The following is a 24098-nucleotide window of genomic DNA, read 5'->3' on the forward strand; positions in this document are numbered from 1 at the left end:
TTTTTGAACGTGAAAGCGAATTAACGCTTCGAGTACTGCGGACGCTTACGCGCTTTACGCAGACCGACTTTCTTACGTTCAACTTCACGTGCATCGCGGGTTACGAAGCCGGCTTTGCGCAGAGCACCGCGCAGAGTTTCGTCGTAGTCCATCAGAGCGCGAGTGATACCGTGGCGGATTGCGCCAGCCTGACCACTTACACCACCACCGATCACGGTGACGTAGATGTCGAACTTCTCGACAGTCTCAGTCAATTCCAACGGCTGACGAACTACCATGCGGGCAGTTTCGCGGCCGAAGAAATTATCCAGCGAACGGTTGTTGATGGAGATGTTACCAGTGCCCGGACGCAGGAAAACGCGTGCGGTTGCGGTCTTGCGACGGCCAGTGCCGTAATTTTGAGTCGCCGACATAATGAACTATTCCGTTAAAACTTCAGTTCTTGGGGCTGCTGAGCAGTATGAGGGTGTACAGCGCCCGCATAGACTTTCAGCTTACGATACATGTCGCGACCCAGCGGGTTCTTAGGCAGCATGCCTTTGACCGCGGTCTCGATCACGCGCTCAGGGGCTTTAGCGATCAGCTTTTCGAAGTTGATCGACTTGATGCCGCCCGGGAAACCGGAGTGGGAGTAGTAGATTTTGTCGGTGGTTTTAGCACCGGTTACACGAATCTGCTCGGCATTGATAACGACGATGTAATCGCCGGTGTCAACGTGAGGAGTGTACTCAGCTTTATGCTTGCCACGCAGACGGCTCGCGATTTCGGTGGCCAGACGACCCAGGGTCTGACCTGCAGCGTCGACGACAAACCAGTCGCGCTGTACTGTTTCCGGTTTAGCAGTAAAAGTTTTCATTCTTTATAGCCTCAGGGGCCGCCCTGTAAATTAGACGGCGGATCTTACTGAATAGTGCGTACTTTGACAAGTCAAAGGCAGCCGGATACAGACGCTTTCGGGGGCTCGGGTCGGCGCGTCCGTTCAACGGCAAGATTCTTCGGCGGCGGCGCATCACTTCCACTGCAGAAAGAGGTGCGCAATTATGCAGATTGCGAAAAATATTTCAACCTGCTTTTATGATTGTTTTGCCCAAGGAGCACCCGATGGACTATCGCCAGCTAGGCCGTACCGATCTGAACGTGAGTGCAATCTGCCTCGGCACCATGACCTGGGGCGAGCAAAACAGCGAGGCTGAGGCCTTTGCCCAGATCGAACGGGCCAAGAGCGCCGGGATCAATTTCATCGACACCGCCGAGATGTACCCGGTGCCGCCCAAGGCCGAAACCTACGCCACCACCGAGCGCTACATCGGCAATTACTTCAAAAGCCGTGGTGATCGCGCTGACTGGATTCTCGCGAGCAAGATCGCCGGCCCCGGCAACACCATCGACTACATCCGTGACAATTACCTCAAGCACAATCGCGAGCACATCGTCCAGGCCGTGGATGCGAGCCTCAAGCGCTTGCAGACCGACTACATCGACCTCTATCAATTGCACTGGCCGGAACGCAGCACCAATTTCTTCGGTCAACTGGGCTACAAGCACAAGAGCGAAGTCAACCTCACCCCGCTGGAAGACACCCTCGAAGCGCTGGACGAGCAGGTCAAGGCCGGCAAGATCCGCCACATCGGCCTGTCCAACGAAACCCCATGGGGCACCATGCGTTTCCTCGCCCTCGCCGAGGCCCGTGGCTGGCCGCGCGCCGTGTCGATCCAGAACCCCTACAACCTGCTCAATCGCAGCTTCGAAGTCGGCCTGGCGGAAATTGCCATCCGCGAACAGTGTGGCCTGCTCGCCTACTCGCCGCTGGCGTTCGGCTTCCTGTCGGGCAAATACGAAGGTGGCGCGCGCCCACCCAAAGGCCGCCTGAGCCTCTACAGCCGCTTCAGCCGCTATTTCAACCCGCAATCGGAAGCGGCGTGCAGCCGCTATGTAGCACTGGCCCGTGAACACGGCCTGGATCCGGCGCAGATGGCACTGGCGTTCGTCACGCAGCAACCGTTCGTCACCAGCAACATCATCGGTGCCACCACGCTTGAGCAACTGGACAGCAACATTGCCAGCTTCGATTTGAAGCTGTCGGATGAAGTGCTTGAGGGGATTGAGGCGATTCACAAGGATCACCCGAACCCTGCACCTTGATTGATAGGTGAAAAGCCTTCGCGAGCAAGCCCGCTCCCACATGGGGTCTGTGTCGATCACAAATATGGGCATCGACACAGAACAACTGCGGGAGCGGGTTTGCTCGCGAAGGCGATCTCGAATTCACCACACCATCAAAGCGACCGCGCAACAATCTCCTTCATGATTTCATTGGTCCCGGCATAAATCCGCTGCACCCGCGCATCTGCCCACGCCCGAGCGATCGGGTATTCCCACATGAACCCGTAACCGCCATGCAATTGCACGCACTCGTCGAGCACCTTGCATTGCAGGTCAGTGCCCCAGTACTTGGCCATCGCCGCTGTCGGCACGTCGAGCTTGCCTTGCAGATGCAGTTCCAGACAGCGATCGACGAAGACCCGGCCGATCTGGATCTCGGTCGCCATTTCAGCGAGTTTGAAGCGGGTGTTCTGGAAGTCGGCGATGGCCTTGCCGAAAGCCTTGCGTTCACGGGTGTAATCCAGCGTCCATTGCAACGCCGCTTCGGCCGACGCCAAGCCACCCACCGCGACCGTCAGACGCTCCTGCGGCAGTTCCTGCATCAGGTAAGCGAAGCCCATCCCGGCTTGGCCCAGCAGGTTTTCCTTCGGCACCCGAACGTCCTGGAAGAACAGTTCCGACGTGTCCTGGGCCTTCATGCCGACCTTTTCCAGACGCTTGCCCTTGGCGAAGCCCGGCGTGTTGGCCTCTACCAGAAACAGACTGGTGCCCTTGGCCCCTGCCTTCGGATCAGTCTTGGCCACGACGATCACCAGGTCAGCCAGAAAACCGTTGGTGATGAAGGTTTTCGAACCATTGATCACGTACTCGTCGCCATCCAGCACGGCGGTGGTTTTCACCCCTTGCAGATCAGAGCCGGCACCCGGCTCGGTCATGGCAATCGCGGTGACCATCTCGCCAGACACCAGTTTGGGCAGGTATTTGTGTTTCAGCGCTTCGCTGCCGTAATGCAGGATGTAAGGCGCAACAATGTCCGAATGAAGAGAAAAACCGATACCGGTCAACCCCAGACGGCCGATCTCTTCGATCACCACCGCGCTGTAGAGAAAGTCTGCCCCCAGCCCGCCGTATTCTTCCGGCAGATGCGAACAGAGCATCCCCGCCTCCCCCGCCTTGTTCCAGAGTTTGCGGTCGATGTAGCCTTGTTTTTCCCATTGCCCATGGAACGGCACGGCCTCTTTTTCGAGGAACGTTCGCACGCTGTCGCGAAAAAGTTCGTGCTCGGAGCTGAACAAGGTTCTGGGGATCATGCGGCACCTGTCGTTATCGTTAAACGGAATTGACCTTCAGAGACTAAGCCTCGCTTCCGATACAGGACACTGGACACATCCGACAAAAAATAAGACGATCCAGCCGTCTGGTGACCACTTTCCCCTATAAGAATAAAGTCGAATTATGTCTAACCAAGTCTCCAAGCCCTTGCGGCGCGTCAGTATCCTGGCTATCGACCGGGTTTTCGCTTCCACTCTCATGCAAGCCAAGGATTTTTTCCATCTGGCCAGCCTGCGCTATGGCAAACAACTGGGCCACGGCCTGACACCGGCGTTTGAAACCCGGCTGGTCAGCCCCGACGGCAAACCGGTGAACAGCTTCAGCGATGTGATCATGCCGGTGGACGGCGGCCTGGAAAATGCCGACGTCATCATCCTCCCCGCTTTCTGGGACGATTTCGATACGCTCTGCAAACGTTATCCACAGGTCCTGCCATGGCTGCGCGAGCAACATGCCCGCGGAGCGGTGCTGTGCGGCGAGGCCACGGGAGTGTTCTGGCTCGCTGAAGCAGGGCTGCTCAATGGCAAGGAAGCGACCACCTACTGGCGATTTTTCAATGCCTTCGCTGAACGCTTCCCGCAGGTTCAGCTCAATCAGGACAAGCACCTGACCGACGCCGACAATCTGTATTGCGCCGGTGGCACCACCTCAGCCTGCGACCTCTATATTTACCTGATCGAGCGCTTTTGCGGTGCCAACGTGGCCCAGGCCGTGGCCCGCGACATTCTCTACGAAGTGCAGCGCAGCTATGCGCCGGGACGGATCGGTTTCGGCGGGCAGAAACTGCATCAGGACGTGATCATCCTGCAGATCCAGCACTGGCTCGAAGAACACTTCGCCGACAAATTCCGCTTTGAAGACGTGGCCCGCGAACACGGCATGAGCATCCGCAACTTCATGCGCCGCTTCCAGACCGCCACTGGCGACAAACCGCTGCATTACCTGCAACGACTGCGCATCGAAACAGCCAAGGGCTTGTTGTCCGGCAGCCGAAAGAGCATCAAAACCATCAGTTATGAAGTCGGCTACGACGACGCGAGCTTTTTCGCCCGACTGTTCCGCCAGCACACGGAGTTATCGCCGAACCAGTATCGGCAGCAGTTTCAGCAAGCGGCTTAAGGGCTAAACACAAATCCAATGTGGGAGCGGGCTTGCTCGCGAAAGCGGTGCATCAGTCGACATCAATGTTGAATGTCAGACAGCTTTCGCGAGCAAGCCCGCTCCAACAAGGGATCTTCGGTGCAGAAAAAAGGCCAGTAAATGCAGGTTTTTTTCGCGATGTATTTTCCTACGTAAAAAGCGGAATGCAGAACGCCAGCGCACCCGATTCAGCCCACATACGCACCCCCTTAAAAACTTCAAAATCTTTCCCTGCATACAACGTCAGGGAAGATTCAATGACCATCGGATCAAGCTACAACTACCCGTCATCCGTTACCAAGGATGCCGTTCGAACAAAACGTTCGGCTACAAACAAATGGGCGACTCGCTTTCCAAACCCACCAGACCTTTGCTTCGACTATCGAGCACTGGTTGAACAGGAAAACGGCATCGCCAAGGCAACTGACCCGCAACATAAAATTTGTATCATCGGCGCCGGTGTCACCGGACTGACGGCCGCCAGAGAACTTCATCGTTGCGGGTTCACCCACATCACCCTCATCGAACAATCCAGACGTATAGGTGGCAGGCACCTGACGATTCCTGGAAGCCGGCACTCCCCGATGAGCCATACACCGTTTGAAATGGGAGCCATGCGCATGCCCTTCTTCAACCGGGCGGATGAGCCACCGACAGAGGGCCGGTCGCTGATGGCTTACTACGCCAAGGCGTTTGATTTGTCGTTTTCAGATTTTGCCAATCCCGGAAGCCAATGGGTTACTTCGACCGGAATCTATCTGCGAGAAGGCAGCATGGGCGGTGGACCGACTCCACAGATGCTGATCTGGAAAAATGAAGATGGCCAGACACCGCCTCCCGGCGAGGAGCTGCAAAAGGTGTATGCCAAGTGGAAAGCCTTTGCCGATCGCATGACCCGGCACGTCGCCGAGGTTTACGCCAGTGCGGAATGGGAAGCCATGTGGGCCGCTATCGTCGAAAAATACGAGAGCGTTTCGTTTCGCGATCTGGTCAGCATGCCCACCGTGCAAGCCTGGGATGAGCGCTCACCGGGGGATTTTGGCGGTATGGGGATGTCCACAGAGGAGTCCGCGATCTTCTATGCCATTGGCATCGGTGATGGTAGCTGGGGGGCCTTTTACGATGTCTGTTCGCTTTATCCCCTACGCACTGCCATTTTCGGGTTCAGCAGCCAGTTGCAATTGATCCATGGCCGAGTGGACTCATCTGGCGATCCGTTAGCCTCCTCGCCTCACCTGCACAGCGGATTCGTTTTCGACTCGACCGGGCGGAGTTTCGACAAGCCTCGCTACATCGGTCTCGCCGCGCTGGACGAATGCCTGCTGTTCATGAAAGCCGAAGACACCGGAAAGTCCTTCTACGAACACTGCCGGGAAAGAAACAACGGTTTGCTCATGGACGCATCCGTTACAAAACTCAAAAAACTGACCAACCAGAAAACACGCGTCTACTTCAACCCGAGTCACAGCCAACCCGAGCAAACCCAGGAGTGCTTCGATGACTTTGATTCGGTCATCATGACCCTTCCCTCCTGGCTGATTGAAACTCGCATCAAGCTTGAAAACTTCACACCGCAGATGCTGCCTTTCGAGACGATCAATGCCTATAAAACGGCGCACTGGGAAACCAGTTGCAAAGTCTTCGCACCGTTAAAAAAACCCTTCCTCTCAAAAAACAGCAAAATTCCCCAAGCCATCGTCACTGACAGCTTCATCCACGACGTCTACACCTACCGCTACAACGATCACTACAATTATGACTGCATCCTTTTAAGTTACACATGGGAGGATGACGCCACCAAACTCGCCTCATTCACGGACAAGGAACTGGTGAGAAAATGCGCCAAAGAGCTGGACCGGATCCTTCTGAACTCCACCAATATCCAGGAGAGGATTTCTCCCTACATCGGTCTTGATCAAGCCGTGGTCCAACGCTGGATAACCGATAAAAATGCGCTGGGTTGTGCAAAGCTATACCGGCCAGGCACCTACTACGATGCCGTCGGCCTGATGAAGTACAACCGGGACTTCGCGCATGTTTCAGGTCTGTATTTTTCCGGGGAGTCATTTTCAGTCGACGCCGGCTGGACGGAGCCTTGCTTTCGGGGCGCCGTCGATGCGGTCATTCATATCTGCAACAAAACCGCCGCAACCTTCCATGGCGGTTTTTCCATGAGCGACTATCCGCACTATAAAGTCGGAACCTGATCACCTTCCCCGCCCTGGAGCCAGGTACGACGTGCACTGGCTCTACCTACGCCTCCCTCCCACCAAGCGCCTCGCTCATTCATCTTGGGATACGGACTACAACCTAAACGGAAGTAGCTGACTTACACCCTCGCGCCGATTCGACTCTTATAAATCCGCAATTAACCAGCGTGAATAACAATAAAAAGAGGTCATCGGAAATGAGCGAGCCAACAAGTCCTGTTCGTGTAGCAGTCGTGCAATTCGATCCACAAGTCGGCATGGAAAATCGTGAAACAAATCTGCGTCGTAGCCTGGAGCTGGCTCTGGAAGCGGCAAATGGCGGAGCGAATCTCATCGTCCTGCCTGAGCTTTCAAGTACAGGTTATTTCTTCAGTAACCGGCAGGATGCGTTCGAGCATTCGGAGGCAGTTCCCGGCGGGCCGAGCGTGCAAAGCTGGATGGACTTCGCCCGCCAGCACCAGGTCTATCTGGTCGCCGGTTTGACAGAGCGTGACGGCATGCGCCTGTTCAACACTGGCGTTCTGGTCGGGCCTGACGGTTTTATCGGCAAGTATCGAAAAGCTCATTTATGGAATCTGGAGAAATTATGGTTCACGCCGGGAGATCTGGGCTTCCCGGTTTTCGACACCCCGATAGGCCGTATTGGCTTGTTGATCTGCTGGGATATCTGGTTTCCGGAAGTACCGCGCATTCTGAGCCAGCAAGGCGCGGACATCATTTGCAGCCTGAACAACTGGGTCTGGACCCCGCCGCCCCTGTTCGATGACGCCGGCAAGTGCATGGCGTCGTACCTGACGATGACAGCTGCTCACGTCAACAATGTGTTTATTGCGGCGGCGAGCCGGATCGGTGAAGAGCGAGGTGCACGCTACCTGGGCTGCTCGCTGATCGCGGGCACCAACGGCTGGCCGATTGGCGCAGTGGCTTCGGCAGACAAGCAGGAAATCCTGTTTGCCGATATCGACCTGACCAGCTCGCGCAGCGCGCCCATCTGGAACAACTTGAACGATTTGCACCGCGATCGTCGAGCTGATCTTTACGATCAAATGCTCGGTTACACCCAGCACCCTTGTCTGCCGCGCTGATCGGGGGGTATGACTGATGGACACCACAAACGAAAAATCGCAAAACCGGCTTGCTGCCAGGTCGCCGCTGGATATTGCGGTTATCTGGCTGATGCTCGGCACGACACTGTTGATCATCTGGCTTTCATTCACCTACCGTTCATCCTGGTCAGCCTATTGGCCAGACTACAGTCACATGGTATCGAGCCTCCCGGAGCCAAGTGCCTGGTTGCGCTGGGTGCTGGGGGACATCAGCGAGGTTGCGTTCTACAAACACGAGTTCGCTTCGATCGGGCTTCTGGCTGGAGCCTATCTGGCCTACTGGGCGAATCGAACGGGAAAAGCCTGGCAAGGCTTTACCATTTGCTACGGCAGCGGATTATGGCCATGGCTCGTCACCAGCTCATTGCTTGGACTGCTACTGAGTAACCTGCTGTGGGGCTGGACGGTCACAGCCACTAGTTGGCAACCCACATTTGCAGCCTTTGTTTCGTTGCCGGCGGCGATGGTGCTGATGTTTGGCGGCGGCTGGAAGGTCACGATCAACGGCGCGATCATGGGCGCCGTGTTCGTCACTCCCATGTGTTTGCTGATCGTCAACTACATCTGCAATCCACTGGGCTTGCCAGCCGTAATCGGCAATGTCTCGGGCATGGCCGTCGCCAGCGTTGTCGCTTTTCTCCTCTGCCGTTATCTGCCGAGCTTGGTGAAGCCGGAGCCATCCGAAAAGCCATCCGCCCCTGCGCCCGCACCCGCCATCACCAAGACACCTGACTATGGCGTCTTCTGGAGCCTGCGCCGGATTTTGGCCGACTTTTCGGAAGCGCCGTTCTTTGGCAATGAATGGGCCAGCCTCGGCTTGATAGCGGGCGCCTTTCTGGCTTACACCTTGAACCCGACGAGCCCGGTGTACGGCACAGGCTTGCTGCCACAACTGATCGCCGCGCAGGCGTTGACCTCGGCACTAGGGGTAGTGATCTGGCGTCGACAATGGATATTGCGCGGTTGGTATCCCACCTACGTTCCGTTGGTGTCAGTCGTGCCGGCAGCAGTTCTGACGTACGGCGGCAGTTGGCAGGTCATAGCCTCGAGCGCACTGCTGGGGGCACTGATTGCGCCACCGCTGGCATGCGCGATTGCCAAGCGGTTGCCGGCCGACATGCATGGCTTCATAGGCAATGTATTGGCCATGGCCATCAGTACGTTGCTGATCATTCCGTTTATCGGGCTGCTGATAGCCAACTGACGAAGGCCACCATTGAGCTGTATCACGGACTCAACTCCGGATACAGCCACTCCTCATCACAAGCAAGCGAGGTATCACATGGACCTGCCCAAACTCGCCATCGCGGCGCTCGGCGGCACCGTGAGCATGCAAGCCAGGAACGCCGACGAAGGGGTGATCCCGACCGTCAGCGGCGAAACCCTGCTGACCTCCGTACCGGAGCTGACGACTCTGGCATGGGTCACCGTTGAAACGCTCGGATTGTTGCCAAGTGCCTCACTGGATTTCGAGTTCCTGCTGAGTGTCCTTTCCTGGGCGAATTTTCAAATCAAGCAAGGTGCAGTGGGTGTTGTCATCACTCAGGGCACGGACACCCTCGAAGAAACCGCCACATTTTTCGACTACTTGTGGGACCACGACGAACCGTTGGTGCTGACCGGCGCCATGCGCTCGGCAGCCCAGGCAGGGGCCGAGGGGCCGGCGAATCTGTTGGATGCATGCAGAGTCGTATTGGCTGAAAGCAGCCGTCAGCGAGGCGTTCAAGTGGTGATGAACGGGCAGATTCACACCGCGAGCGTCGTCCGCAAGACCGATTCATTGGCGTTGCAGGCGTTTTCCTCTCCCATCTTTGGTCCTGCGGGCATGCTGGTAGAAGAAACCGTCCGCTATCTACGCCAGCCGGCCCAACGGAGGGTTTTACCCTTGCCACAACAGACCACACAAAAGATTGCTCTGCTGGAAGCGTCGCTTTCTGCTGACACCCTGTTATTGGAAAACATCCTCGAACTGGGCTACGACGGACTGGTGATCTCTGCGTTCGGCGCAGGACACATCTCAGAATGTTGGGCTGACGTCGTGGAAAAAATCGCAGAGAACATTCCCGTCATCATCGCGACCCGGACCGGTTCTGGCTCCACCGCGCAATCTTCCTACGGTTTTATCGGCAGCGAGATGGACCTGATCCGCAAAGGTGCTTCGATGGCCGGATTTATCTGTCCACGCAAAGCCAGGATACTGCTTTGGCTGCTCGCCGGCTGCCAGCGACAAGATAAGCTGGCGCACTACCTTAATGAGGACACCCGGTTTCAAAACTGACGCACTAAAAAAAAGGGCCTGCAATGCAGCAATGCCACTCAGTTAAGGTGCGGAACCTGTGGGAGCGGGCTTGCTCGCGAAGGCGGTAGCCAGGCAACATTAATGTCGACTGACACCCCCTCTTCACGAGCAAGCCCGCTCCCACATGGATTGCGCTTAACTGACTGGCATTATGCAATGCAGGCCTTTTTTATTTTCCGAATCGTTACTTTTTTGAAACGCTTATGGCTTGTGCGCCCGGGACAGAAACTCGTGTGACTGCATTTCCAGCAGGCGGCTGAGGGTGCGCTGGAACTCGAAGTTCAGGCGACCGCCGGTGTAGAGGTCTTTGAGTTCGACTTCGGCAGAAATGATCAGCTTCACGTTACGGTCGTAGAACTCGTCGACCATGTTGATAAAGCGTCGAGCGATGTCGTCGGTGGTGACGCTCATCTGCTCGACATCGCTGAGCAACACGGCGTGGAAGATCTTGCCCAGTTCGATGTAATCGTTCTGGCTACGCGGGCCGTCACAGAGTTCGCGGAAGTCGAACCAGGCCACGTCATCGCAAGTGCGCACGGCACGGATTTCACGATTCTCGATCACCAGCACATCGTTCTCGATGGCTGCCGTGCATTCCGGCGTCAGGGCGCGGAAGCTCTTGCGCAGGCTTTCCTGGGCGGCTTCGTCCAGCGGGAAGTGGAACAGCTCCGCTTGCTCGAGGTGACGCAGACGGTAATCGACGCCACTGTCGACGTTGACGATCTCAGTGTTCTGCTTGATCAGCGCAATGGCCGGCAGGAAGCGCGCACGTTGCAGGCCGTCCTTGTACAGACCGTCCGGCACGATGTTCGACGTCGCGACCAGGGTCACGCCATTCTTGAACAGCTCTTCCATCAGCGTGCCCAGAATCATGGCGTCGGTGATGTCGGAGACGAAGAATTCATCGAAACAGATCACTCGCGACTCGTCGGAGAAGCGCTTGGCGATGATGGTCAGCGGGTTTTTCTCGCCGCCCAGGGTCTTCATCTCTTCATGCACACGCTTCATGAAGCGGTGGAAGTGAGTGCGAGTCTTTTCCTTGAACGGCAGGGCTTCGAAGAAGGTGTCGACCAGGTAGGTTTTGCCACGGCCTACGCCGCCCCAGAAGTACAGGCCCTTGACCGGCGTCTGGTCTTTCTTGCCAAACAGTTTGCCGAGCAGGCCCGGTTTGTTCTGCGAGGCCGCGACCAGATCGTCGTACAGGCGCTGCAAATGGCGCACCGCCGTTTCCTGGGCTGCGTCATGGAAGAATTCCGGGCGTTTCAGATCAGCTTGATATCGTTCTAGGGGCGTCATAATTCGTTAGCAAGGCAACAAAAACGGGCCGTCACTGTAGCGACGGCCCGTGGGAATGGCAATCGGCCCTTGGTCGGACCGAGCCGCTGATTATTCCTGAACCGGCGTCAGAGCAATCCGCAACGCGTCGATGGCAGCATCGCGAGAAGCGCTGTCGGCGAAGGCCGGGCTGTCGGCAACACACTCGCCTTCCAGCCAGACGCTGAAGCTCAAGTCTTCGCTGCGCACGTCCAATGGCTGGCCAGATTGCAGTTGCTTGGTCACTTGCCCTGCGGTTTTACCGTCGGCGAAGTGACGCGACAGCAGCAGTTGTTCGCCATCGGCCGCCAGCAGACGGAAGCGGAAACTGCCGTCGTCTTCGCGGAAGCTGACGAAACGCGCGGCTTTCGCGGCTTTCTTTTTGGTCGTCGCCACAACCTGGGTCTGGGCAACGAAAGAGCGCAGGCCAACCGCTTCACGCAGTTCGTGGAGGAACGGTGTCGCAACCGAGCGGGCCTTCTGGGCACCGATTTTCAGGATGTCTTCCAAATCTGCCGGACGCTCGATCAGCTTGTAATAGCGATCACGGGCCTCGCCCAGCTCGCTGTCGAGCAGCTGGAACAGACGATTCTTCGCCTCCCCCCAACCCAGGCCCTGCAACAGTTCGCTGCGGAATTCATCGGACTGCGCCGGGGTGGCGAAGGCCTGAAACAAGGTGAACAAGTGCGAGTTATTCGGATCTTTCGCTTCGCCCGGGGCCCGGGAGTCGGTAACGATCCGCGAAATCGCGTCCTTCATTTCCTTGGCGCTGCTGAACAACGGAATGGTGTTGTCGTAGCTCTTCGACATCTTGCGACCATCGAGGCCCGGCAAGGTGGCGACGCTTTCCTCGATCAGCGCTTCGGGCATGGTGAAGAACTCTTTGCCCTGGCCGAACAGGTGGTTAAAGCGCTGGCCGATGTCCCGGGCCATTTCCACGTGCTGGATCTGATCACGACCAACCGGCACCTTGTGCGCGTTGAACATCAAAATATCCGCCGCCATCAGCACCGGGTAGCTGTACAAGCCCATGGTGATGCCCGCGTCCGGGTCTTCGCCGGTTTCGACGTTCTTGTCCACGGAAGCCTTGTAGGCGTGGGCGCGGTTGAGCAGGCCTTTGGCGGCGACGCAGGTCAGCAGCCAGGTCAGCTCAGGGATTTCCGGGATGTCGGACTGGCGATAGAAAGTCACGCGGTCCACATCCAGGCCACCGGCCAGCCAAGTCGCGGCGATTTCCAGACGCGAGCGCTGGATGCGCAGCGGGTCATCGCATTTGATCAGGGCGTGGTAGTCGGCCAGGAAGTAGAACGAATCGGCATTGCTGTCTCGACTGGCGAGGATCGCCGGACGGATAGCGCCGGCGTAGTTGCCCAGGTGCGGCGTGCCGGTGGTGGTGATGCCGGTGAGGATACGGGTACGAGTCGTCATGGGTAATCGCTTGTCAGACTGCAATCAATTCGAAAGACGGGGCAGGATCAGATCCTTGAGATCGGTCAGCTTGCCATGAAAAAAGTGTCCGCATTCTGCCACTTTCAGCAGCTCATGGGGGCGATGGAGTGCGTCGGACCAGTCGTAAACGAGCTGCGGATCGATGACTTCGTCGGTTTCCGGCTGGATCAGGGTCAATGTACCTTGTTGCGGCAGTCGATCCTGATCGCCCAAGCGCATGACGGCGGGCGCGATCATGAACAAATGTTTGAGTTGCTCGCCCTTGGCTTCCAGGCGTCCGCCGAGACTGGCTGCAACAAAACCGCCGAAGGAAAAGCCAAACAGGGTCAAAGGTATTTCAGGATGTTTGGTTCGCAGCCACTCGGCCGCGGCCTGAGCATCATCGACTTCGCCGGAGCCCATGTCATGCGTGCCCTCGCTGGCGCCGACGCCACGGTAGTTGAAACGCAAGGTAATCAAACCGGCGTCGCGGGCAGTGCGTTGCAAGGTCGAGACGACCTTGTTGAGCATGGTGCCGCCCTGCACCGGATTCGGGTGGCAGATCAGCGCCAGGCCGCGGGGCTGGTCGTTATCCAGGCTCTCGTTATTCAAATAAAGAGCTTCCAGTTGGCCGACCGGGCCATCAATCACTACAGGGGTTTCGCGCATAAGCAAGGAAGGAACTCCGTGACCTCGAATCGGGTCGACTCGTCTAGCCAATTGTCTGTGCCAATCTATTGCGAGTGAATCGCGGTATACAGCGCAGGTTCGAGCCGTTAACGTAAAGCAAAGCCGTTTATAGAGGAAGGACTCGTGGAACACTCGCTCTTAGTTTGGTTGTTGCCGACTCTTGCCCTGGTTGTGGGTGTCGCCATTGGATTCCTGATCGCTCGCCTGGTGCCGAATGCCGCGCCTAACCGCACGCAACGTCAGCTGGATGACATTCAGGAACGTTTCGATAGTTATCAGAACGAAGTGGTCACCCACTTCAACAGCACTGCAACACTGGTCAAGAAACTGACTGCGAGCTATCAGGAAGTGCAGGATCATCTCGCCGAGGGTGCCAACCGTCTGGCCCTGGACGAGCAGACTCGCCAACGCTTGCTGGCTGCCCTGCACGCCGACGCGGCGCAGGCTCCACGGGAACGTCTGACGCCACCGCGCGACCAGGAGCCGCCTCGCGACTACGCCCCCAAAGCCCCGAACGCACCGGGTATGCTCGATGAGCATTACGGCCTGAAGAAGTAATCAGGTTTCGCGTGACATGAAAAAGCCCTCGAACGAGTGATTGTCCGAGGGCTTTTTTGTTTCCGATCCGATATCTCTGGTGTCTGTCCAGGCCTCTTCGCGAGCAAGCCCGCTCCCACAGTTGACCGCGTACCGACCAGTAACTCGGTCTAATGTGGGAGCGTGCTTGCTCGCGAAGGCGTCAGAACAGGCAACAAAAAAGCCCGCCCGATCTGTTGAGGGTCGGGCGGGCCTTTTACGCCTGGGGTTCAGTCGGGCGGGTTTTAGTACTGCTGAACAGGTTGACCCTGCTGCTGATACTGCTGGCCCGGAATCGCCTTCAGGTTGACCTCGACGCGGCGGTTCTGCGCCCGGCCATTCACATCACCGTTGCTGGCAATCGGATTATCCGGCCCGGCACCGCGCGCCGACAGGTTGGCGCCGCTGACACCCTGAGACGTCAGGTAAGTCGCTACGCTCTGAGCACGACGCTGGGACAAGTCCATGTTGTGCTGGCGGCTGCCAGTGCTGTCGGTGTAGCCGACGATCTCGATCTGGTTCTGGTTGAACTCCTTGAGCGAGCCCGCCAGATTGTTCAGCGGCTGATAGAAACTCGACGCGATGTTCGCCGAATCGGTGGCAAACGTGATATTGCCCGGCATGATCAGTTTGATCTGATCGCCCTGGCGCTGCACCTCAACCCCAGTGTTGGCCATGCTGGCCCGCAGCTTTTTCTCCTGCTGATCGGCGTAATAACCGTAACCGGCAGCGGAAGCACCCACCACGGCAGCGCCAATCAGCGCGCCTTTGCCACGGTTATCGTGACCAATGGCAGCACCGGCCAGTGCGCCGGCCAAGGCGCCGAGGCCGCCGTACTTGGCGGTTTTGCTCATGCCCGTAGAGCCGCCATCAGCCTGACCCTGATTGTCATAAGGGTTCGGCGATGCACAACCGGACAACAGAGCCACAGCAGTAGCGACAATAATCAAACGACGCGTGGTGAACATGAAGAGCTCCTACTTTTTTTGCATTCTGTGGTGCAACGGACTTAAGCAATGAACCTTTGCGAGCGTTGGATCATGGCCAACGCCAAAAATTCCGTCGTGCCTTTCACAACTGCATCCTCAGGCTCGCACAAAGGGGTTACCGCGCATTTCATCGCCCAGACGAGTATCCGGACCATGCCCGGTCACCACAGTTGCCTCCTCGTCAAGGGTATACAACCGTTGCTTGATCGAACGCACGAGAGTCGCCTGGTCGCCTCCCCACAAATCCGTGCGCCCTACCCCGCGACGAAACAACGTGTCACCGGCAATCAGCAACTTAGCCTCTGAAAACCAAAAGCTCATGGAACCGGGTGTATGACCCGGCGTGTGCAAGGCCACGCCACAACCACAAGCCAGCTCTTCATCATCGGCCAACCAGCGATCCGGCGATGGCACCGGGGTGTAAGGCACGCCGAACATCTGACACTGCATCTCCAGATTGTCCCAGAGGAATTGATCCTCTTTATGCAGATGCAAGGTCGCGCCGGTTTTATCCTTGAGCTGCCCGGAAGCCAGGAAGTGATCGAGGTGCGCGTGGGTGTGAATGATGCTGACCACCTTCAGGCCCAACGCGTCGAGGCGGGCGAGGATCAGTTCGTGATTACCGCCCGGGTCGACCACGATGGCTTTTTTGGTGATCGGATCGCCGATGATTGTGCAGTTGCACTGCAAGGGGCCGACGGGGAAGGTTTCGCGGATGAGCGCTGGGGTCGGCGCGTTCATGGGAGGTCCTGATTAGTCAATTTCGAACAGGATACCAGCGCGCATTCCTCAAGACTCACTGGCGCACGCCGACACAGATTTGCCGGCCAGTTTTTTGACGCCATCAAATAAAAAATAATGGCCATGTGATATCAATTGACGCTGACTCTGGTGCAAAATTGCTTCTTTGTAGCGGCCACATACAGGACGGTCGCAGCCCTCTCAGGATATTTAGAATGTCGTCTCCTCTTGGTTACGTTTTAACAAAGCCATCTGTTCTGACCGGTAACCAACAAGTCGACAGCCTGATCTACGGCACTTCCTGGCTGAGTCCTGACTTTGGCGCAGACATCTCCGTGACACGGCTGACCTATAGTTTCGTCATCCCCGGTCAATCGTACTTCTCTGCCAAGTACAGCTCAGAAAATGAATTCCTGAACAGCTTCGCCCTGACATCGGCCCAGCAAAACGCCGTGACCGGTGCGCTTGGTGCCTGGAGCTCCGTGGCTAACGTCAAGTTCACTCTGGTCAGTGACAACATCAACACCGTGGGCGATTTGCGATTCGGCGGCTATTGGGACATGGACGACGACGCCGCTGCCTGGGCCTACTTCCCTGACCGGACACCGCTAGCCGGGGATGTCTGGATCAGCCCGGACACGAACAACTCCGCACCCGTCAAAGGCACCTACGACTTCATGACGTTCGTGCATGAAATCGGTCATGCCTTGGGCCTCAAGCATCCATTCGAGTCGAGCCAATCCAACAGTACGCTGATCTCACCCCTGCTCGACAATTCGCATTACACGGTCATGAGCTACAACAATGCGTATTCCTATCAGCCGACGACACCGATGCTGCTGGACATTCTCGCTATCCAGAAGATTTACGGCGCCAACATGCTTTGGCAAACCGGCAACAACGTCTATAGCTGGGCACCGGACCAATCAGTATTCGAAACCATCTGGGATGCCGGCGGCAACGATACGATCGATGCCAGCAACCAGCAGGCGGGCGTCAGACTGAACCTGAATGAGGGCGAGTTCAGCAACATCGGCAAGGCATTCGTCGACATTGCGAACCTGGAACTGATCAATGACGGGCTGGCGATCGCCTTTGGCGCCAAAATCGAAAATGCCACCGGTTCGGCCTTTGACGATGAGCTGATCGGCAATGCGCTGGGTAACGTTCTCGATGGCGGTGCCGGCCAAGACGTCATGATTGGCGGTGCAGGCAATGACGTTTACGTTGTGGATAACGTGGGTGACGTGGTGGTGGAAACCAACACCTCGCTGAGCGAAATCGACACGATCATGTCGTCCATCAGCTACACCTTAGGCAGCAACTTCGAGAATCTGACCCTCACCGGCGGCGATAATCTGGACGGTACCGGTAATGCTCGGAGCAACCGCCTTGTCGGCAACGCTGGCAATAACACGTTGGACGGCAGTCTCGGCGCCGACGTGATGATTGGCGGCTCCGGCAACGACACCTACATCGTCGACAACCTCAAGGACGCGGTCACCGAGACCAGCACCCTGGTGAGCGAAATCGACACCGTGCGTTCCTCGGTCAACTGGACCCTGGGTGCCAACCTGGAAAACCTTACCCTCACTGGCAGCGATAACCTCACCGGTATCGGCAACACCCAGAACAACACCCTGCTCGGCAACAGCGGCAACAACGTGCTCAACGGCGCGGCCGGCCTGGACACGCTGATCGGCGGCGCTGGCGACGACACCTACGTCCTCGACCAGGCCGACGAACTGGCGCTGCTGCAGGATGACGTTGATCAAGGCAGCGACCTGCTGTACATCAACTACACCTCGACCTTGACCACCAGCACCGTCGATCTCAGTCAAAGCAACCTGCAAAACGTCGAAAACGTCACCCTCACCGGCCTCGGTGAGTTCACCGTGGTCGGCAACGACCTGGACAACATCCTGATCGGCAACACTTACGCCAACACCCTGCAGGGCGGGGCCGGCAATGACTGGCTCGATGGCTGGGCCGGGGCTGACAAGCTCAGTGGCGGCAGCGGCGATGACACCTATGTCATCTTCAACAATGGTGTACAAGTCACCGAACTGACCGACGAAGGTCACGACCTGATCCGCACGGCGGTGAGCTACACCCTGTCGGCCAACGTCGAAGACGGCGTGCTGCTGGGTGCCGCCGCGTTGAACCTCACGGGCAACGAACTCGACAACAGCCTCACCGGCAACGCCGCCGCCAACATCCTCGACGGCAAGATTGGCGCCGACACCCTGGACGGCGGTGCCGGCAACGACACCTACATCGTCGACAACCTCGGCGACACGGTGATCGAACTCGGCACCTCGCTGGCCGAGATCGACACGGTGCTGTCGTCGACCAGCTACACCCTGGGCAGCAACCTCGAGAACTTGACCCTTATCGGCTTCGATGACCTGAATGCTATCGGCAATGCCCTGAATAACCGCCTCGTCGGTAACCGCGGCGACAACACCCTGGACGGCGGCCTCGGCGCGGACGTCATGATCGACGACATCGGTAGCGACACCTATATCGTCGACAACCTCAAGGACGTGGTCATCAAGACGGGCAGTTGGTTTTGGGATATTGACACCGTACGCTCCTCGGTCAGCTGGACTCTCGGTGCCAACCTGGAAAACCTCACCCTCACCGGCAGCGATAACCTCACCGGTGTCGGCAATACCCAGAACAACGTTATCAACGGCAACAGCGGCAACAATGTGCTCAACGGCGCGGCGGGCCTGGACACGCTGAGCGGTGGCGCCGGCGACGACACTTACGTCCTCGACCAGGCCGGTGAACTGGCACTGCTGCAGGAAACGGCCGATCAGGGTCGCGACCTGCTGAACATCACCTACGCCTCGACCCTGGCCACCAGCACCGTCGACCTCAGCCAAACCAGCCTGCAAAACATCGAAAACGTCACCCTCACCGGCCTCGGCACCTTCACCGTGGTCGGCAACGACCTGAACAACACCTTACTCGGCAACGCCTCCGTCAACACCCTGCAAGGCGGGGCCGGCAACGACTCGCTGGATGGCGGCGCCGGCGCCGACACCCTCAGCGGCGGCAGCGGTGACGACACCTACGTCATCGACAACGCCGCCGACAAGGTCACTGAACTGACCGACGAAGGCCGCGACCTGATCCGCACCGCGCTGAGCTACACCCTGTCGGCCAACGTCGAAGACGGCGTGCTGCTCGGCACCGCCGCATTGAACCTCATGGGCAACGAACTCGACAACAGCCTCACCGGCAACGCCGCCGCCAACATCCTCGACGGCAAGGCCGGCGCCGACACCCTGGACGGCGGTGCGGGCAACGACACCTACCTCGTCGATAATGTCGGCGACACGGTGATCGAAGGCGGCACCTCGCTGATCGAGATCGACACGGTGCTGTCGTCGACCAGCTACACCCTGGGCAGCAACCTCGAGAACCTGACGCTCACCGGCGGCGATAATCTGGACGCCACCGGCAACGCCTTGGGCAACCGTTTGACCGGTAACACGGGTGCCAACATCCTCGACGGCGGCCTCGGTGCCGACCTGATGATCGGCGGCAACGGCAACGACACCTACATCGTCGACAACCTCAAGGACGCCGTCACCGAGACCAGCACCCTGGCGAGCGAAATCGACACCGTGCGCTCCTCGGTCAGCTGGACCCTCGGCGCCAATCTGGAAAGCCTCACCCTCACCGGCAGCGATAACCTCACCGGTGTCGGCAATACCCAGAACAACGTTATCAACGGCAACAGCGGCAACAATGTGCTCAACGGCGCGGCGGGCCTGGACACGCTGAGCGGTGGCGCCGGCGACGACACTTACGTCCTCGACCAGGCCGGTGAACTGGCACTGCTGCAGGAAACGGCCGATCAGGGTCGCGACCTGCTGAACATCACCTACGCCTCGACCCTGGCCACCAGCACCGTCGACCTCAGCCAAACCAGCCTGCAGAACGTCGAAAACGTCACCCTGACCGGCCTCGGCACCTTCACCGTGGTCGGCAACGACCTGAACAACACCTTACTCGGCAACGCCTCCGTCAACACCCTGCAAGGCGGGGCCGGCAACGACTCGCTGGATGGCGGCGCCGGCGCCGACACCCTCAGCGGCGGCAGCGGTGACGACACCTACGTCATCGACAACGCGCTCGATAAAGTCACCGAACTGACCGACGAAGGCCGCGACCTGATCCGCACGGCGGTGAGCTACACCCTCTCGGCCAACGTCGAAGACGGCGTGCTGCTCGGCACCGCCGCATTGAACCTCATGGGCAACGAACTCGACAACAGCCTCACCGGCAACGCCGCCGCCAACATCCTCGACGGCAAGGCCGGCGCCGACACCCTGGACGGCGGTGCGGGCAACGACACCTACCTCGTCGATAATGTCGGCGACACGGTGATCGAACGCGGCACCTCGCTGGCCGAAATCGACACGGTGCTGTCGTCGATCAGCTACACCCTAGGCAGCAACCTTGAGAACCTGACCCTCACCGGCAGCGATAATCTGGACGGTACCGGCAACGCCTTGGGCAACCGTTTGACCGGCAACAGCGGTAACAACGTTCTGGAAGGAGGAGCCGGTGCCGACCTGATGATTGGCGGCAGCGGCAACGACACCTATATCGTCGACAACCTCAAGGACGTAGTCACCGAAACCAGCGCCCTGATATCTGAAGTCGACACCGTGCGCTCCTCGGTCAGCTGGACCCTGGGTGCCAACCTGGAAAACCTGACCCTCACCGGCAGCGATAACCTCACCGGTGTCGGCAATACCCTGAACAACGTTATCAACGGCAACAGCGGCAATAACGTGCTCAACGGTGGCGCGGGGTCGGACACGCTGAGCGGCGGCACCGGCGACGACACCTACGTCCTCGACCAGGCCGGCGAACTGGCACTGCTGCAGGAAACGGCCGATCAGGGTCGCGACCTGCTAAACATCACCTACGCCTCGACTCTGGCCACCAGCACCGTCGACCTCAGCCAAACCAGCCTGCAAAACGTCGAAAACGTCACCCTCACCGGCCTCGGTGCCTTCACCGTAGTCGGCAACGACCTGAACAACACCTTGCTCGGCAACGCCTCCGTCAACACCCTGCAAGGCGGGGCCGGCAACGACTCGCTGGATGGCGGCGCCGGCGCCGACACCCTCAGCGGCGGCACCGGTGACGACACCTACGTCATCGACAACGCGCTCGATAAAGTCACCGAACTGACCGACGAAGGCCGCGACCTGATCCGCACGGCGGTGAGCTACACCCTCTCGGCCAACGTCGAAGACGGCGTGCTGCTGGGTGCCGCCGCGTTGAACCTCACGGGCAACGAACTCGACAACAGCCTCACCGGCAACGCCGCCGCCAACATCCTCGACGGCAAGGCCGGCGCCGATACCCTGGACGGCGGGGCCGGCAACGACACCTACATCGTCGACAACCTCGGCGATACGGTGATCGAACGCGGCACCTCGCTGATCGAGATCGACACGGTGCTGTCGTCGACCAGCTACACCCTGGGCAGCAACCTCGAGAACCTGACGCTCACCGGCGGCGATAATCTGGACGCCACCGGCAACGCCTTGGGCAACCGTTTGACCGGTAACACGGGTGCCAACATCCTCGACGGCGGCCTCGGTGCCGACCTGATGATCGGCGGCAGCGGCAACGACACCTACATCGTCGACAACCTCAAGGACGCCGTCACCGAGACCAGCACCCTGGCGAGCGAAATCGACACCGTGCGCTCCTCGGTCAGCTGGACCCTCGGCGCCAATCTGGAAAGCCTTACCCTCACTGGCAGCGATAACCTCAACGGCGTCGGCAACACCCTGCGCAACGTACTGACCGGCAACAGCGGCAATAACGTGCTCAGCGGTGGCGCGGGGCTGGACACGCTGATCGGCGGCGCTGGCGACGACACCTACGTCCTCGATCAGGTCGGCGAACTGGTGCTGCTGCAGGAAACGGCCGACCAGGGTCGCGACCTGCTAAACATCAGCTACACCTCGACCCCGACCACCAGCACCGTCGACCTCAGTCAAACCAGCCTGCAAAACATCGAAAACGTCACCCTCACCGGCCTCGGCGCCTTCACCGTGGTCGGCAACGACCTGAACAACACCTTACTCGGCAACGCCTCCGTCAACACCCTGCAAGGCGGGGCCGGCAATGATCTGCTGGACGGTGGTCTTGGCGCAGACACCCTCAGCGGCGGCACCGGTGACGACACCTACGTCATCGACAACGCGCTCGATAAAGTCACCGAACTGACCGACGAAGGCCGCGACCTGATCCGCACCGCGGTGAGCTACACCCTCTCGGCCAACGTCGAAGATGGCGTGCTGCTCGGCGCCGCCGCGTTGAACCTCACGGGCAACGAACTCGACAACAGCCTCACCGGCAACGCCGCCGCCAACATCCTCGACGGCAAGGCCGGCGCCGATACCCTGGACGGCGGCCTTGGCGCCGACCTGATGATCGGCGGCTCCGGAAACGACACCTATATCGTCGACAACCTCAAGGACGTGGTCACCGAGACCAATACCCTGGCGAGTGAAATCGACACCGTGCGTTCCTCGGTGAGCTGGACGCTGAGTGCCAACGTGGAAAACCTCTTCCTTACCGGGACCAATAACCTCAACGGTGTCGGAAACGCCCTGGACAACGTGCTGACCGGAAACGAGGGCAACAACCTCCTCAATGGTGGCGCCGGCGTCGACACCCTGATCGGTGGTAACGGTAATGACACTTACCTCCTCAACCAGGCCGGCGAACTGGCGCTGCTGCAGGAAGAGGCCGACCAGGGGCTCGACCTGCTGAACATCACCTACGCCTCGACCCCGACCACCAGCACCGTCGACCTCAGCCAAAGCAACCTGCAAAACGTCGAAAACGTCACCCTCACCGGCCTGGGTGCCTTCACCGTGGTCGGCAACGACCTGAACAACACCCTGCTCGGCAACGCCGACGTCAACGACCTGCAAGGCGGGGGCGGCAACGACTGGCTGGATGGCGGCGTGGGCGCCGACACCCTCAGCGGCGGCAGTGGCGATGACACTTATGTCATCACCGATAATGCCGCTAATGTCACCGAATTGGCCGACGAAGGCCGCGACCTGATCCGCACCGCGGTGAGCTACACCCTGTCGGCCAACGTCGAAGATGGCGTGCTGCTCGGCGTCGCCGCGTTGAACCTCACGGGCAACGAACTCGACAACAGCCTCACCGGCAACGCCGCCGCCAACATCCTCGACGGCAAGGCCGGCGCCGACACTCTGGACGGCGGTGCCGGTAACGACACCTACCTCGTCGACAATGTCGGCGATACGGTGATCGAACGCGGCACCTCGCTGGCCGAAATCGACACGGTCATGTCGTCGATCAGCTACACCCTAGGCAGCAACCTCGAGAATCTGACCCTCACCGGTGACGATAATCTGGACGGTACCGGCAACGCCTTGGGCAACCGTTTGACCGGTAACAGTGGCAACAACGTTCTGGATGGCGGAACCGGCGCCGACCTGATGATCGGCGGCAGCGGCAACGACACCTATATCGTCGACAACCTCAAGGACGCGGTCACCGAGACCAGTACCCTGGCGAGCGAAATCGACACCGTGCGCTCTTCGGTGAACTGGACCTTGGGTGCCAACCTGGAAAACCTCACCCTCACCGGCAGCAACAACCTCAACGGTGTCGGCAACACCCTGAACAACGTTATCAACGGCAACGACGGCAATAACCTGCTCAATGGCGGCGCGGGCAACGACCTGCTCGACGGTGGTGTGGGCAATGACCTACTGGTGGGAGGTCTGGGCGCAGACACACTCACGGGGGGCTCTGGTGCCGACCGGTTTGTTTTCAATTTGTTCAGCGAGCTGGGCGATGGGGCAAACCGTGACGTCATCACCGACTTCAGCAGCCTGCAGGGCGACAAGATCGACCTGTCGAAACTCGACGCCAATATCCTCACCACTGCGTTCAACACCTTCACCTTCATTGACTCGAATGCGTTCACAGGAGCAGGACAACTGCGTTTCGAAGACCATGTGCTGTACGGCAACGTCAACGGCACGCTGGGTGCAGACTTCCAAATCCAGCTGGTAGGCGTCGACACCTTCAGTGCCAACGATCTGGTGGCATGACAAGGGCAATACAATGAAAAACGCCC

General features: G+C 58.7%; 16 protein-coding genes. 8 read left to right on the forward strand and 8 right to left on the reverse strand.

Annotation, left to right across the window (positions count from 1 at the left end; all coding sequences use genetic code 11):
- Window positions 1-20: 20 nt before the first annotated feature.
- Together rpsI and rplM are read right to left on the reverse strand one after the other, a co-directional pair.
- The gene (gene rpsI / locus ACA044_RS25260; RefSeq protein WP_003205364.1) at window positions 21-413 is read right to left on the reverse strand and encodes a 30S ribosomal protein S9; all 393 of its coding nucleotides are present in this window, start codon (window positions 411-413) and stop codon (window positions 21-23) included.
- Window positions 414-427: 14 nt separating this feature from the next.
- Window positions 428-856 (reverse strand): 50S ribosomal protein L13, encoded by a 429-nt coding sequence (gene rplM, locus ACA044_RS25265; protein WP_007905295.1) that lies wholly within the window; start codon window positions 854-856, stop codon window positions 428-430.
- Window positions 857-1101: 245 nt separating this feature from the next.
- On the opposite strand from rplM, the gene ACA044_RS25270 reads away from it, so the two are divergent.
- Window positions 1102-2142, forward strand: coding sequence for an NADP(H)-dependent aldo-keto reductase (locus tag ACA044_RS25270; protein ID WP_497443778.1), 1041 nt, complete (start codon window positions 1102-1104; stop codon window positions 2140-2142).
- Between the two features lie 134 nt (window positions 2143-2276).
- Here the strand turns inward: ACA044_RS25270 and ACA044_RS25275 are convergent, their stop codons facing one another.
- Complete coding sequence (locus ACA044_RS25275; RefSeq protein ID WP_497443779.1) at window positions 2277-3413, reverse strand: acyl-CoA dehydrogenase family protein; 1137 nt, start codon at window positions 3411-3413, stop codon at window positions 2277-2279.
- Window positions 3414-3657: 244 nt separating this feature from the next.
- Here ACA044_RS25275 and ACA044_RS25280 point away from each other — a divergent pair, with 244 nt between their 5' ends.
- The 5 genes from ACA044_RS25280 to ACA044_RS25300 all read left to right on the forward strand — a co-directional run bounded on the left by ACA044_RS25280 (window position 3658) and on the right by ACA044_RS25300 (window position 10169).
- On the forward strand, window positions 3658-4554 hold the full coding sequence (locus tag ACA044_RS25280) for a helix-turn-helix domain-containing protein (RefSeq protein WP_493178585.1): 897 nt from the start codon (window positions 3658-3660) through the stop codon (window positions 4552-4554).
- A 278-nt stretch (window positions 4555-4832) separates the two neighbouring features.
- Window positions 4833-6782 carry a flavin monoamine oxidase family protein gene (locus ACA044_RS25285; protein WP_497447305.1) on the forward strand — a complete coding sequence of 650 codons (1950 nt, stop codon included), beginning with the start codon at window positions 4833-4835 and terminating at the stop codon, window positions 6780-6782.
- Between the two features lie 200 nt (window positions 6783-6982).
- Window positions 6983-7870, forward strand: a complete 888-nt coding sequence (locus tag ACA044_RS25290) for a nitrilase family protein (protein ID WP_497447306.1) — start codon at window positions 6983-6985, stop codon at window positions 7868-7870.
- A gap of 16 nt (window positions 7871-7886) precedes the next feature.
- On the forward strand, window positions 7887-9095 hold the full coding sequence (locus ACA044_RS25295; RefSeq protein WP_497443780.1) for a hypothetical protein: 1209 nt from the start codon (window positions 7887-7889) through the stop codon (window positions 9093-9095).
- A gap of 78 nt (window positions 9096-9173) precedes the next feature.
- Window positions 9174-10169 (forward strand): asparaginase, encoded by a 996-nt coding sequence (locus ACA044_RS25300; RefSeq protein ID WP_497443781.1) that lies wholly within the window; start codon window positions 9174-9176, stop codon window positions 10167-10169.
- Window positions 10170-10391: 222 nt separating this feature from the next.
- Here the strand turns inward: ACA044_RS25300 and zapE are convergent, their stop codons facing one another.
- From zapE to ACA044_RS25315, 3 genes are all read right to left on the reverse strand, one after another.
- Window positions 10392-11486, reverse strand: a complete 1095-nt coding sequence (gene zapE / locus ACA044_RS25305; RefSeq protein WP_497443782.1) for a cell division protein ZapE — start codon at window positions 11484-11486, stop codon at window positions 10392-10394.
- A gap of 90 nt (window positions 11487-11576) precedes the next feature.
- Window positions 11577-12932, reverse strand: a complete 1356-nt coding sequence (locus ACA044_RS25310) for a tryptophan--tRNA ligase (RefSeq protein WP_497443783.1) — start codon at window positions 12930-12932, stop codon at window positions 11577-11579.
- 24 nt (window positions 12933-12956) lie between these two features.
- Window positions 12957-13601, reverse strand: a complete 645-nt coding sequence (locus tag ACA044_RS25315; protein ID WP_497443784.1) for an alpha/beta hydrolase — start codon at window positions 13599-13601, stop codon at window positions 12957-12959.
- 144 nt (window positions 13602-13745) lie between these two features.
- Here ACA044_RS25315 and ACA044_RS25320 point away from each other — a divergent pair, with 144 nt between their 5' ends.
- Window positions 13746-14180, forward strand: coding sequence for a Z-ring associated ZapG family protein (locus ACA044_RS25320; protein ID WP_497443785.1), 435 nt, complete (start codon window positions 13746-13748; stop codon window positions 14178-14180).
- 263 nt (window positions 14181-14443) lie between these two features.
- On the opposite strand, the gene ACA044_RS25325 is transcribed toward ACA044_RS25320, so the two are convergent.
- Complete coding sequence (locus ACA044_RS25325) at window positions 14444-15166, reverse strand: YiaD family glycine zipper/OmpA-like lipoprotein (RefSeq protein ID WP_497443786.1); 723 nt, start codon at window positions 15164-15166, stop codon at window positions 14444-14446.
- 117 nt (window positions 15167-15283) lie between these two features.
- Window positions 15284-15928, reverse strand: coding sequence for an MBL fold metallo-hydrolase (locus ACA044_RS25330; protein ID WP_497443787.1), 645 nt, complete (start codon window positions 15926-15928; stop codon window positions 15284-15286).
- Between the two features lie 215 nt (window positions 15929-16143).
- Between ACA044_RS25330 and ACA044_RS25335 the strand changes: the two genes are divergently transcribed.
- The gene (locus ACA044_RS25335) at window positions 16144-24072 is read left to right on the forward strand and encodes a M10 family metallopeptidase C-terminal domain-containing protein (protein WP_497443788.1); all 7929 of its coding nucleotides are present in this window, start codon (window positions 16144-16146) and stop codon (window positions 24070-24072) included.
- The last annotated feature ends 26 nt before the right edge of the window (window positions 24073-24098 follow it).

It is taken from the genome of Pseudomonas sp. LBUM1673, assembly GCF_059695645.1.